This window comes from Streptomyces sp. NPDC054956 (assembly GCF_053609185.1).
The window spans coordinates 1-12,762 of record NZ_JBSGXB010000222.1 but is presented as its reverse complement, the minus strand read 5'-3'; the positions used below and the strand labels follow the sequence as shown (position 1 = coordinate 12,762).

The following is a 12,762-nucleotide window of genomic DNA, read 5'->3' as shown; positions in this document are numbered from 1 at the left end:
ACGGGCTGACCAGCGCCTAACGTCGGGGCCCGTCCGGATTCCGGGCGGGCCCCGACGCGTTCGACTAGGGCTTCGGCAGGGTGCAGCCGGGGCGGGCGAGGTCGATCTTGTTACCGGCACCCACGCAGGGGACGATGATGTAGGTCTGCTGCGCGTAGTTGATGCCCTGGCGGACCGTCACCGCACCGCTCTGGTCCACCTCGCACGGGTTGTTCAGCGTGCAGCGGCCGCCGTCCTCGTTGCCCGTGTTGTTCACGGCGACGACCTTGCCCGTCGTCGTGTCGATCACGGGCGAGCCCGAGGTGCCGCCGATGGTGTTGCAGGCCGAGGTGTAGCGCAGCGAGTACTTCCAGGTCCACTCCCCCTCCTTGAGGAGGTAGGAGAACCCGTCGACGTTGCAGCTGTAGGTGCGCTTCCAGTAGCCGGAGACCACCTTGATCGCCGTTCCCTGGACCGGGTGGGCGTCGTTCAGGGTCAGGGCGTTGATCCCGTACTGGCTGCTGATCTGCGCGTACGTCTTGGTCAGCTGGTAGATCGAGATGTCCGTGTCGGTCATCGTCGCGTACGAGATCTTGCTCGCGCGCAGCGTGGCGACCTTGCTCCCCGAGGCGTTGAGCAGCGAGAAGGAGCGGCTGGAGGCCTTGTCCTTGATGACCTGGCCGGCCGCCGGCATGCCGGACTCCAGACAGTGGCCGTTGGACAGCACGAGGGCGGGGTCGTTCGGCTGCGAGTTGGGTACGCGGACGACGGAACCGGAGCAGTTGCTGAGCGCTACCGTGCCGGCGAAGTTGACGGCCACGGCTTGCGCGGCCGTGTCCCGGGGTGCCTGGGCCACGGCCGGGGCCGCCGCCGCTCCGGTGAGGAGCAGGGCGAACACGGCGCCGGCGAGAGGCTTGTTCATGTGGGGGTTCCCCTCTGGTGACAATGCGACCGAAGATCCTTCGGTTGTCATGCGCATTGTTGGGATCGTGGCCTCAACTCACAAGAGGGCATGCCCAGTTGGCGACACAAGGGCAAACGGCCGTAATCAGGCTTGTCGCGCCGCCCCGCCGGACGATAGGCGCGCGGGAGGCGCCGACCGCGGACCGGGGCGACCCGGCGCCTTTCCCGCGCGATCCCTTGACGGCCCCCGGGGCGGGGAGCACAGTGACCACCGGCAGGCTTGAGAGCGCTCTCAAGCCTCATCCGGAATCCCCCCACCCCTTCTCGGAGAGGGCATCCATGCGTCTGACACCAGGCAGAGAACGACGGTCGGTCCGACGGCCGGTCCGACGGGCCGTCATCGCCGCACTGAGCACCATGGCGGTGGCCGCCGCGGCCGCCGCGGTCGTCACCCTGCCCGCGAACGCCGCCGCCCCACCGGTCCCGGCGGGCTGGTCCCAGGTCTTCCTGGACGACTTCAACGGGCCCTCGGGCTCCGGCATCAACACCGCCGACTGGCAGTACACCACCGGGACGAGCTACCCCGGGGGCCCGGCCGGCTTCGGCACCGGCGAGGTCGAGACGATGACCGCGAACGCCGACAACGTCTCCCTCGACGGAGCGGGCAACCTGCGCATCACCCCGCGCCGGGACGCCGCCGGCAACTGGACCTCCGGGCGCGTGGAGACCAGGCGCTCCGACTTCCAGCCCCCGGCGGGCGGCAAGCTGCGCACGGAGGCCCGTATCCAGATGCCCGACGTGACGGGAGCGGCGGCCAAGGGGTACTGGCCGGCGTTCTGGATGCTGGGCGCGCCCTACCGCGGCAACTGGTGGAACTGGCCGGGGGTCGGCGAGCTCGACATCCTGGAGAACGTCCAGGGCATCAACAACGAGTGGGCCACGATGCACTGCGGGACCAGCCCCGGTGGCCCGTGCAACGAGAAGTCGGGCATCGGCGGCCAGCGCGCGTGCACCGGCACCACCTGCCAGGGCGGCTTCCACACCTACGCGGTGGAGTGGGACCGGTCCACCGCCGTGGAGGAGATGCGCTTCTCCCTCGACGGGTTCAACTTCCACACCGTGCGCGCCAGTCAGGTGGACGCCGCCACCTGGACCAACGCCACCAATCACGGGTACTTCATCATCCTGAACGTGGCCATGGGAGGGGAGTTCCCGGCGGCCTTCGGCGGCGGGCCCGACGCGGGGACCCAGCCCGGCCACCCGATGGTCGTCGACTACGTCTCCGTACTCCAGTCGACGGGCGGCACGTCCACCCCGCCGACGACGCCCCCGACCACACCCCCCACGACGCCTCCGACCACGCCCCCGACGACGCCTCCCACCACCCCGCCGGGCGGCGGCCGCGACGCGTACTCCGCCATCCAGGCCGAGTCGTACGACGGCCAGTCCGGGACGGCCAAGGAGACCACCACGGACACCGGCGGCGGCCAGGACCTGACCACGATCGGCAACGGCGACTGGGCCCTGTACAAGGGAGTCGACTTCGGTACGGGAAGCCCGGCGACGCAGTTCCACGGGCGCGTGGCCAGCGGGGCGGCCGGCGGGATCAGCGGACTCGTCGAGGTCCGCCTCGACAGCCGCACCAGCGCGCCGGTCGGCAGCTTCGCCGTGGCCGGAACGGGCGGCTGGCAGAGCTGGAAGACGGTGCCGGCGAACATCACGGGCGTCACGGGCAAGCACGACGTGTACCTGACCTTCACCAGCGGCCAGCCGGCCGACTACGTGAACCTCAACTGGTTCGACTTCGGGCACTGAGGGAATCGGGGAACGCGCACATGAACACGCCCGAGAACACTCCCCGGCCGCCGCTCCGCGGCCGTCATCCCCTCCTGGTCCTGCTGATCGCGCTGATCTCCCTGGCGGGAGCCCTCCTCATCGGCCCCGCACCCACCCGGGCGGCCGCCGCGGACTACACGCAGGGCGTCACCGCGCAGGGCTCCGGCTCGGTCCGGATCTGGTTCACGCCGGCCTCCCCGGCGGCCCTGGTGGACGTCCACTACCTGCCGGGCGGCGGGCTGGGGCAGCAGAACTTCCGGATGACGAACAACGCCGGCACCTGGCAGCAGACGGTCTCCGGACTGACCCCGGGCTCCGCGCTCACGTACTGGTTCACGTACGAGAAGGGCGGACCGCTGTACGACACCCCGCACTTCACCGCCACCGTCGGCTCCGGCGGCGGGGGTGGCGGGGGTGACGGAGGTGGTGGAGGCGGGACCGGGAGCTTCCCGATCACCTTCCAGAACAACACCCGCGGAACGTACTCCGACGCGCAGATCCACGTCACCGTCCTCGGTCAGGTGACCCCGGGCCAGTGGTCGTACATGAAGCCCGACGGCTCCATGGCCCACATCAACCACCTGGACGCGGCCGCCCCCGGCCACCTCGTCAAGAAGGGGATCGCCTACCCCGACATGTCCTTCACCCTCGCCCAGGTGGGCGGGACGGTGCCCTCACCGCCCTCGATCCGCGGAGGCCGGATCTACGTCTCGCTCGGCTCCCCGGTCTTCATCCCGGTCTCCCCCGACGACCAGGGCTGGGGCGGCCCCGACCTGCGCAATCCCGACGACCCCAACAGCGACGTGTACTACGACTGGTACGAGTACACCTACGTGCAGGGCCAGGTCGCCTTCGGCGGGAACACCACCCAGGTCGACCAGTTCGGCTTCCCGATGACCTCGCGGCTGCGCCAGACCTCCAGCGGCTACGACACCACCCAGGGCATCACCCTGACCCGCGCCCAGGTCATGCAGCAGTACGCGGCCTCGGTCGGGGCCGCCTTCAGGCCGCTGCAGAACTCCTACCGGATCGTCGCGCCGCGCTCCTCGGACCTCTTCCTGGCGGGCGGCGCGCAGCAGAACCACCTGGCGGCCTACATCGACCAGGTCTGGAACCACTACACCACCCACCAGTTCACCCTTTCCCGGCTCGGCGAGACCTTCTCCGGGCGGGTGAGCGGGTCCGTGCTCACCTTCGGCAAGAACGGAGCGGGCTCCTTCGCCCTGCGCAAGCCCACCTCGCCCGACGTGATGGCCTGCGCGGGCGCGCTGGCCTCGGGCAACGACATCGAGAAGCAGCTCGGCGCGGAGTTCTGCGCCGCGCTCAACCGGGGCGTGGCCCTGGACACCGCCACCTGGTACGCCCCGGCGGCGTACTACGGCGGAACGGCGAAGAACGACTACGCCGGCTTCTTCCACACCGTGGGCCTGAACAAGCGGGCCTACGGCTTCCCCTACGACGACGTCAACGACCAGTCCACCGTGCAGATCCTCGGCAACGCGAACCCGCCGACCGGGCTCACCCTCGGCATCGGCTGGTAGGACCGGGCCCGTGCCGCGGGGAGCGCTCTCAGACTTCCCCGCGGTACGGGTTACCCTGCTGTCCGACAGGGCCGGAACCCAGGCCGACAGGGCCCGGGCCGCCGCCCCCGGACACGCACGAGGAGCGCCCGTGGCCGAACAGCTTCCCGCCGGCCGGCCCACGCTGGAGGCGGTCGCGGCGCGCGCCGGGGTGTCCCGGGCCACCGCCTCGCGCGTCGTGAACGGCGGCGACGGCGTCCGCCGGCACCTCGTGGAGAAGGTCGAGGCCGCCATCCGGGAACTCGGCTACGTGCCCAACCACGCGGCGCGCACGCTGGTGACCCGGCGCACCGGGGCCGTCGCCGTGATCATCGCCGAGCCGGAGATCCGCATCTTCTCCGACCCGTTCTTCTCCCGGCAGGTCCGGGGCATCAGCAAGGAACTGACCGCGAACGACATGCAGTTGGTGCTGCTGCTCGTGGAGGACCGGGGCGACTACGACCGCATCGAGCGCTATCTGGCGGGTGGCCACGTCGACGGAGCCCTGGCCTTCTCCCTGCACACGGACGACCCGCTGCCCGCGATCACCCGCCGCATCGGCATGCCCACGGTCTACGGCGGCCGGCCGGGCTGGACGGGCGGCCCCGGGGAGCACGGTCCGGTGGCGTACGTCGACGCCGACAACCGCGGGGGCGCGCGCGAGGCCGTACGGTACCTGGTGTCCCAGGGGCGGCGGCAGATCGCGCACATCGCCGGGCCGCTGGACCAGACTTCGGCCACCGACCGGCTGGACGGATACCGGGACGTGCTGCTCGACGCCGATCCGGCCCTGATCGCCGAGGGCGACTTCACGGCGGCGGGCGGGGCCCGGGCGATGGCGGAGCTGCTGGAGCGCTGTCCGGAACTCGACGCCGTGTTCGCCGCGAACGACCTGATGGCGACGGGCGCGCTGGGCGTCCTGCGCGAGCGGGGCCGCTCGGTGCCGCGGGACGTGGCGCTGGTCGGCTTCGACGACGCGGAACTGGTGGCGGAGACCGCCGATCCGCCGCTGACGACCGTGCGCCAGGACATCGAGGGCATGGGCCGGCTGATGGCCCGACTTCTGCTGCGCACCCTGGACAAGGAGCACGGCGCGCGCGGGGTCCCCGGTTCGGTGATCACCCCGACCTCCTTGGTCCGGCGGGGTTCCGCGTAGCCCGCAACCCCTGTCGCCGGGCATGGCCCCCCTGACTCATGACCGCAAGTGCAAGAGGTGGTCCAGTTTCGCTAAAGGACCGCAAAGAAGAGGCCGGATTCGATCAACCGCCCCCTAGCCTGTGTCCGGCCGCTCGCGATCGTCGACCGCCGATCGCCTGCCGCGGACACACGAAGGGGCGTTGCGTTTCATGGGGGAATACGTAGGCGTCGATCCGGTGCGCGTTCGAAAGCTCGCCGACCGGCTCGGGGACCTGGAACAGGCACTGGCACGACACGGGGCACTGATCCGCAAGAACTTCGGGGCGTGGGACGGCGCCCTCGACCTGTCGCTCATCGCCCAGCAGGCGGGGGCCGTCGGCGCCGATGCCCGCGACATGTCCAAGCGCGCCGATCTGGCCCGCAACCTGGAGGAGGCCGGCGGGTGGACCGGCCTGTGCACCCCGGACGGGAACATCATCGACATCCCCTGGGACATGGCGGACGTCCTCGCGCAGAGCGCCAAGGAGGCCGAGCAGGAGGCCGCCACTCTCAAGAAGGCGCTCGACAACCCCAACGCCCCCGGCGCCCGCGAGGACATCGAGGCCATCGGCCGGTCGATCGCCGACCACCAGGACGACCCGACCTACCTGGCGGCCTTCGCCAAGGCGGGCGGCGTCGCCTACGCCGCCCAGGTGCCCCGCGCCCTCCACACCGAGGACGGCACGCACGGCGGCGCGGTCTTCACGAAGGACTCCGAGCGGATCATCGGGCTCTACTCCACGGGCCTCAACCGGATCTTCACCCTCCAGCAGGAGGGCAAGATTCCGGCGGACCCGGCGTACGTGAAGGCCCTGACCAACCCGGCGAACGGCGACATGTGGTCGGTCGGGATGCTGTTCAAGTACGGTCCCAGCGGCGACCAGTGGGAGCCGAAGACGCTCTCCGCGGTCGGGGGCGCGATGCTCGACTGGCGGGACAAGCAGCAGATGCGTCCCACCTTCACCAAGGGCGGGATCGTCGGTTCCGGCTACACGCCGGACGCCTTCGTGGACCCCAAGAACGCCTGGTACGACTCGCTCGGCCTGGCGCACAGCTATGTCACCGAGGGCAGGGACGACGCCCTGACGCGCGTCCGGGCCATCGACGCCAACGACCCCTCGATCGCGCTGATGCAGCGCGTCGGCGAGAACCCCGACGCCTCCCGGTTCCTGCTGAACGGCGACGACGGCCCCAAGCACGCGCAGCAGCTCGTCAGCGACCACTGGGCGACTCCCGGCCTCCAGACGGAGGACTACAAGTGGCCGGCCACGGTGATCCGCCTGGCCACGAACGACCGCCAGAACCACCCCATGGAGTCCGCCCAGGCGGCCGCCAACATCATCAACGCGGGTGCGGCGAAGTTCGAAGCGGACAAGAAGAAGAGCGGCTTCGAGAAGGAGCAGTACCCGGACAGCCTCGAGGTGGCGAAGGCGCTGTCCAACGTCTTCCAGGCCTACACACCGGACTTCGCGACGTCGACCGGCGTCTCGCAGAACGGCGCGACGGTCAACGCGGACGGCACGATCGCCGTGGGCCGGGCACCCGCCGGGGCGTTCCTCAGCGAGATCATGAAGAACCGCGACGAGGCGGGCAACGTCATCCAGGCCATCAACGCGCAGATCACCTTCACCTCCCAGAACGGAATCACCGGCGACGAGGGCACGTACCTGAAGAACCTGGCGGAGCTGCGCGGAGAGGTGTCGGTGTCGGCGCACAACGTCAACATGGACGAGGCGGCCCTGAGGGACGCCGAGCACGCCAAGCAGTTGCTCTGGTTCAACATCATCGCCAGCGGCGCGGCGGCCGTCCCGCTGCCCGGCGCCCCGGCGGCGGTGGCCCTGGCCGGCAAATGGGCCCAGGCCGCGATCTGGGCCGGCATCCCGTACGGCGGGTCCAAGTTCCCCTCCGGCGAGGCCAACCAGGTCCAGAGCGACTACACGGGGATCAAGTTCAGCGACTCGACCTCGATGCAGATCCCGCTGATGCAGGGGCTCGTACGGTCGGGCGTCGTCCAGGCTCCCCCGGGCCACCCGGAGTGGGCCAACGGCGCCATCGTCATCCGCAACGATGCCGACCGCGCCGCCTTCAACCAGTGGTGGATCAAGACCAAGAGCGAGAACCACGGCGAGCTGGACAACTTCGACGACGCGATGAGGGATTCCTTCGCTCGCGGGGTCGGCTGACGTGCGGTGCGTTTCATGTACGAGGAACGGGGTTCGGCTGTGATGCGACGTGGTGGCGGCAGGGGATGGCCGGCGGCCGGGGCGGCCGCGGTCGCCCTCCTCGTCCTCGGCGGCTGTACGGGCGGGGACGGCGGCAAGTGGAAGGAACCGGCCAAGGGGCAGGCCGAGGCCCTGCTGAGCACCGCCCACCCTCCGGGCAAGAACCTGGGCGGCGCCTGGCTGGCCTTCGACGGTGACCCCGACGGCCTGACGGTCGGCCCCGACGGGAAGCTGTACGGATCGTCCGCCTCCTTGGCCGTGATCGAGGACGACCACAAGGCCAGGACCATCTTCGGCAGCGAGACGAACGGCACCGGTGGGCTGGTCGTGCTGTCCCCGAACTCCTTCGTGGTCGGGGGCCGTTCGCAACTGCTGAACCTCCAGGCCGGCGGGGTGCGCACGACGGTCCTCGCCGGCGCTCCGGACGGGCGCAGGAAGCTCGGTGTGCCGGTGCCCGCCACCGCCCCCGCGCAGGACTTCCAGCTGTCCGACAACGTGCTCATGCCCTTCGGTACGTACCCCGACGGCTCCCTCCTGTTCGTCGACGGTGATGTGGTCTGGCGCCTCGAATCCGGGCTGCTGACCCGCCTGTACCAGGCTCCGCCGGGGAGCACGGCCGGCACGGAGGACGAGCAGGTCATCGCTCCCGGGGCAGCCGTGGACCACTCCGGGACGGTGTACCTGCGCTCCTCGAAGAGGGGCGCGGTGGGGCGGCTCGGCGACGTCGTCACCGTCGGCAAGGACGGCTCGACCGGCAAGCTCGCCCTGCCCGCGGAAGCCGCGGGCGTGAAGACGAACCCCGCCGATCTGGAACTCACGTGGATGGCCGGGGACGACGGGAACGGCGTCTACGTCCGCGTGCGGGACGATTCGGCCCAGTACGTCCTCCACGTGGCCGGCGGAAAGGCCGAGCTCGTGGCCGAACAGGCCTCCGGAAAGGGCTCCGACTCGGGCTCGGGGTCCGACTCGGGTTGCAAGGAGGGGCATTCGGTCGACGCGAAGAAGCTCCCCTGCACGATGCCGGAAGCCCTGACCTACGCGTCGGGGAACCTCTTCATGGCGGGCAACGCCCCGTTCGTCCTGAAGATCCCCACCCACTGACACGACCGACCACAGGAGCGCGAAGAGCCATGGGGATACCCCGGGAAGACCAGGCGGACTACATGTGCCGCCAGGACATGAACGCGATCGAGAACGCGGTGCGCGAGATCCGCACCGCCATGACGAACGTCGACGCCATGCTCCCCAAGACGTGGATCGGGAAGAAGGCCGACAACTGGCGCACCGATCACGAGGGCCGCATGAGGCGCCTCAAGACCCTGTTCGACTCGTTCCCCGCGGAAGAGAGGCGCCTCGTCGAGAAGGCGCAGCAGGAAGAGGCGAAGCGGCGCAAGCAGAGCTTGGGGCTCTGAGGGCCGGGCCGGGCCGGTAGGCGCTCGGACCTCGAGCCCCTGCGCCACCGTCCCGATCGCGAAGAACTCGCCGGCGGGCACGCCCCCGCGTGGGTGTGCCCGCTCCGGCCGAACCGGCGTGATTGCTCCGCCTCCGAGGCCCGCGCCTCTCGCGCCCGCGCGCCCTCCTCGCTCGCGCGCCGGCGCCCCGTCCTTGCTCGCATGCCCGCGCGCCCTCCTCGCTCGCGCGCCGGCGCCCCGTCCTTGCTCGCATGCCCGTGCCGTCCCCGACCGACCTGAGCCCGGACATCCCCGGGCCTCGGACGCCCGATGCCGCAGACGACCGCGCCGAGCATCTGCCTGACCTGTTTCAACCCGTGCCTTGCGTCTCGGCTCTTGACGCGGCGTCGGTGTGGGGTGCACGCTCCACTCGCGTTCTTGAGAGCGCTCTCAAGACTCGCCTTCGGAAGAGCCGTCCCCGCCGAGCCCAGGAGGCCGCACCATGTCCATCCCCCGAGCCGCCCGAAGAGGTCCGCTCCGCATCGGCGCCCTCGCTCTCGCCGGGACCCTCCTCGCCGCCTGCGGTTCCGGCTCCGACGCCGACCCGAAGTCCGCCGGCGGCGAGAACGGCCACGTCACCGTCACCGTCGACCTGTTCGGCGCCTTCGGCTACCAGGAAGCCGGGCTCTACGCCGAGTACGAGCAGCTCCACCCGAACGTCAAGATCAAGCAGACGGACACCGAGGACGAGCAGGACTACTGGAAGTCGCTCCAGACGCGGCTCGCCGGCGGCGGCGGACTGGCGGACGTCCAGGGCCTCGAGGTGGGCCGCATCGCGTCGGTGACGCAGAAGCAGGCCGACAAGTTCACGGACCTCAAGGAGTACGGGGGGGCCTCGCTGCAGAACGAGTTCGCCGCCGCCACATGGGCGGCCGCGACCACCAAGGACGGCAAGGTGCTCGGTCTCGGCACCGATGTCGGCCCCGAGGCCATGTGCTACCGCAGCGACCTGTTCAAGGCCGCGGGCCTGCCCACCGACCGTACGGAACTGGCCGCGAAGTGGGCGACCTGGGAGGGCTATCTGGACCTGGGCCGCCAGTACCGGGACAAGGCGCCGGCCGGCAGCAGCTGGCTGGACAGCGTCGGCAGCCTGAACGCCGTCATGGTCGGCCAGGCGAAGGAGCGGTACTACGACGCCTCGGGCGCGCTGATCTACGAGAACAGCCCCGCCGTGAAGTCCGCCTGGGAGGCCTCGGTCAAGGCCTCGGCGGACGGGCTCAGCGCCAAACTCGACCAGTGGTCCCCGCCGTGGAACCAGGCCTTCTCCTCCGGCTCCTTCGCCACCATGCCCTGCCCCGCCTGGATGCTCGGCTACATCAAGGGGCAGGCCGGGGACGCGGGCAAGGGCAAGTGGGACGTGGCCCAGCTGCCCGGCGGGGCCGGGAACTGGGGCGGCTCCTACCTCGCCGTGCCCCGCGCCGCCCAGCACAAGAAGGAGGCGTACGAGCTGGTCAAGTGGCTGACAGCGCCCGAGCAGCAGACCAAGCTCTTCCGCAAGCAGGGCAACTTCCCCTCCGCCGTCAAGGCCATCGGCCAGGTCGCCGACGCCACCGACCCGTACTTCTCGGACGCGCCGATCGGCCGGATCTTCGGTGACGCCGCCGAGCAGGCTCCCGTCCAGGTGCTGGGGGTCCACGACAAGGACATCGCCGACCAGATCGCCAACGCGCTGAGCGAGGTGGAACGCAAGGGCACACCGCCCGAGACCGCCTGGTCGAACGCGAAGAAGGCCGTCAAGAACGCCCTGGGCTGAGCCACCGTGACCGCACCCGCGCTGCCCTCCCCGCGACCGCGCCGGGCCCTGTCCGTGGCCCCGTACGCCTTCGTCGCCCCCTTCTTCACCCTCTTCGCCGCCTTCGGGCTGTTCCCGCTCCTCTATACGGCGTACGTCTCCGTCTACCGCGTCGAGCTCCAGAACCCCGGGGAAATGGAATGGCGGGGGCTCGACAACTACACCGCCCTGTTCACCGATCCGTTCTTCTGGACGGCCCTGCGCAACACCTTCACCATCGGCGTCCTGTCCACCGTCCCGCAGCTGCTCGTCGCACTGGGGCTGGCCCACCTCCTCAACTACCGGCTGCGGGCGAGGACCTTCTTCCGCACCGCACTGCTGCTTCCGTACGCGACGTCCGTCGCCGCCGCCTCGCTGATCTTCGCCCAGCTCTTCGGACGGGACTTCGGGCTCGTCAACCAGGTGCTGGGGCTGGCCGGCATCGACGCGGTGGACTGGCAGAGCGGTACGGCCGCCTCGCAGCTCGCCGTCTCCACCATCGTGGTGTGGCGCTGGACCGGCTACAACACGCTGATCTACCTGGCGGGCATGCAGTCCATCCCCGGCGAGCTGTACGAGGCGGCCGAGGTGGACGGGGCTTCTAAGTGGCGGCAGTTCCTCCACGTGACCCTTCCCGGGCTGCGTCCCACGATCGTCTTCACGGTGGTGGTCTCCACGATCGGCGCCACCCAGCTGTTCGGGGAGCCCCTGCTCTTCGAGGGGTCCATGTCGGGTGGCATCTCGCACCAGTACCAGACCCTCGGCCTGTACATGTACGAGCAGGGCTGGGGCTTCTTCCACCTGGGCCGGGCCGCGGCCATCGCCTGGGTGATGTTCCTGCTGATCGTGGCGCTGGTCGGGGTCAACGCCCTGCTCGTGCGCCGCCGTTCCCTCAAGGAGGCCGGCCGATGAGCTCCTCCCCGGGCGCCCGGCGCGGTGGCCGGCTCACCTACGCGGTACTGGTCTGCGCGGTGCTGGTCTCGGCCTTCCCGCTGTACTGGACGCTGGTGGCGGCGAGCCGCTCCAACGCCGATCTGGCCCGGCCCATGCCCTCGCTGCTGCCGGGCCCCCGGCTGCTGGTCAACCTGCAGGCGGTCCTGGACGAGGCGGACATCGGCCGGGCCCTCCTCAACTCGCTGATCGTCTCGACCTCGATCACCGTGGGCACGGTGCTGTGCTCCACCCTCGCCGGATTCGCCTTCGCCAAACTGCGGTTCCGGGGGCGCGGCGCGCTGCTCGGCGCCGTCGTGGCGTCGATGATGATCCCGCCGCAGCTGGGGGTGATCCCGCTGTTCATGCTGATCGTGAAGCTGCACTGGGTCAACCAGCTCCAGGCCGTCGTCCTGCCCGGCCTGGTCTCCGCCTTCGGCGTGTTCTTCATGCGGCAGTTCCTCGCGCAGTCCCTGCCGGACGAGCTGATCGAGGCGGCCCGGGTCGACGGAGCCTCGTACGCCCGCGTCTTCTGGTCGATCGTGGTGCCGGTGGCCCGGCCCGCGATGGCCGTGCTCGGCCTGCTCACCTTCATGACGGCCTGGAACGACTTCTTCTGGCCGGTGGTCGCACTGTCCTCGCAGGAGCCGACCGTGCAGGTCGCCCTGCGCCAGCTGGGCGGCGGCTACGTCCACGACCAGTCCGTGATCATGGCGGGCACCCTGCTCGGGACGCTGCCCGTGCTGCTCGTCTTCGGCCTGCTGGGCCGGCAGATCGTGGGCGGCATCATGCAGGGCGCGGTCAAGGGCTGATCCGCGCTCCCCCCATCTGCTCGCCCCCTCACTTCCTGGAGTGTCAGTCTCATGACCGCTGTCGATGCCCGCCCGGCGACCTCCACAGGCGCCCTCCCCGCGGCCGGTACGGTGCTCCGCTTC

10 protein-coding genes are annotated in these 12,762 nt (G+C 70.5%); 9 read left to right on the top strand and 1 reads right to left on the bottom strand.

The window, feature by feature from the left end; genetic code table 11:
• Window positions 1-64: 64 nt before the first annotated feature.
• Entirely contained in the window at window positions 65-901 is an 837-nt protein-coding gene (locus tag ACWGDE_RS27720; protein ID WP_453391756.1) for a S1 family peptidase, read from the bottom strand.
• 320 nt (window positions 902-1,221) lie between these two features.
• On the opposite strand from ACWGDE_RS27720, the gene ACWGDE_RS27715 reads away from it, so the two are divergent.
• The 9 genes from ACWGDE_RS27715 to ACWGDE_RS27675 all read left to right on the top strand — a co-directional run bounded on the left by ACWGDE_RS27715 (window position 1,222) and on the right by ACWGDE_RS27675 (window position 12,639).
• Window positions 1,222-2,697, top strand: coding sequence for a glycoside hydrolase family 16 protein (locus tag ACWGDE_RS27715; protein WP_453391755.1), 1,476 nt, complete (start codon window positions 1,222-1,224; stop codon window positions 2,695-2,697).
• A gap of 20 nt (window positions 2,698-2,717) precedes the next feature.
• Window positions 2,718-4,259, top strand: coding sequence for a glycoside hydrolase family 64 protein (locus ACWGDE_RS27710; protein ID WP_453391754.1), 1,542 nt, complete (start codon window positions 2,718-2,720; stop codon window positions 4,257-4,259).
• 130 nt (window positions 4,260-4,389) lie between these two features.
• Window positions 4,390-5,433, top strand: a complete 1,044-nt coding sequence (locus ACWGDE_RS27705) for a LacI family DNA-binding transcriptional regulator (RefSeq protein ID WP_453391753.1) — start codon at window positions 4,390-4,392, stop codon at window positions 5,431-5,433.
• Between the two features lie 190 nt (window positions 5,434-5,623).
• Window positions 5,624-7,636: a hypothetical protein gene (locus ACWGDE_RS27700; protein ID WP_453391752.1), complete on the top strand. Its 2,013-nt coding sequence runs from the start codon at window positions 5,624-5,626 to the stop codon at window positions 7,634-7,636.
• A gap of 15 nt (window positions 7,637-7,651) precedes the next feature.
• A complete protein-coding gene (locus ACWGDE_RS27695; protein WP_453391751.1) occupies window positions 7,652-8,776 on the top strand; it encodes a hypothetical protein in 1,125 nt (374 codons plus the stop codon).
• Between the two features lie 29 nt (window positions 8,777-8,805).
• Window positions 8,806-9,087 (top strand): hypothetical protein, encoded by a 282-nt coding sequence (locus ACWGDE_RS27690; protein ID WP_453391750.1) that lies wholly within the window; start codon window positions 8,806-8,808, stop codon window positions 9,085-9,087.
• Between the two features lie 481 nt (window positions 9,088-9,568).
• Window positions 9,569-10,879: an ABC transporter substrate-binding protein gene (locus ACWGDE_RS27685; RefSeq protein WP_453391749.1), complete on the top strand. Its 1,311-nt coding sequence runs from the start codon at window positions 9,569-9,571 to the stop codon at window positions 10,877-10,879.
• A gap of 6 nt (window positions 10,880-10,885) precedes the next feature.
• On the top strand, window positions 10,886-11,809 hold the full coding sequence (locus tag ACWGDE_RS27680) for a carbohydrate ABC transporter permease (protein WP_453391748.1): 924 nt from the start codon (window positions 10,886-10,888) through the stop codon (window positions 11,807-11,809).
• The gene (locus ACWGDE_RS27675) at window positions 11,806-12,639 is read left to right on the top strand and encodes a carbohydrate ABC transporter permease (protein ID WP_453391747.1); all 834 of its coding nucleotides are present in this window, start codon (window positions 11,806-11,808) and stop codon (window positions 12,637-12,639) included. Before ACWGDE_RS27680 ends, ACWGDE_RS27675 begins: the two co-directional genes overlap by 4 nt.
• Window positions 12,640-12,762 lie beyond the last annotated feature (123 nt).

Excerpts from the sequence above, each read along its gene's own strand:
- ACWGDE_RS27710 (WP_453391754.1), top strand. The coding sequence starts at position 2,718 with ATGAACACGCCCGAGAACACTCCCCGGCCGCCGCTCCGCGGCCGTCAT.
- ACWGDE_RS27695 (WP_453391751.1), top strand. The coding sequence starts at position 7,652 with ATGTACGAGGAACGGGGTTCGGCTGTGATGCGACGTGGTGGCGGCAGG.
- ACWGDE_RS27720 (WP_453391756.1), bottom strand. The coding sequence starts at position 901 with ATGAACAAGCCTCTCGCCGGCGCCGTGTTCGCCCTGCTCCTCACCGGA.
- ACWGDE_RS27715 (WP_453391755.1), top strand. The coding sequence starts at position 1,222 with ATGCGTCTGACACCAGGCAGAGAACGACGGTCGGTCCGACGGCCGGTC.
- ACWGDE_RS27690 (WP_453391750.1), top strand. The coding sequence starts at position 8,806 with ATGGGGATACCCCGGGAAGACCAGGCGGACTACATGTGCCGCCAGGAC.
- ACWGDE_RS27700 (WP_453391752.1), top strand. The coding sequence starts at position 5,624 with ATGGGGGAATACGTAGGCGTCGATCCGGTGCGCGTTCGAAAGCTCGCC.
- ACWGDE_RS27685 (WP_453391749.1), top strand. The coding sequence starts at position 9,569 with ATGTCCATCCCCCGAGCCGCCCGAAGAGGTCCGCTCCGCATCGGCGCC.
- ACWGDE_RS27675 (WP_453391747.1), top strand. The coding sequence starts at position 11,806 with ATGAGCTCCTCCCCGGGCGCCCGGCGCGGTGGCCGGCTCACCTACGCG.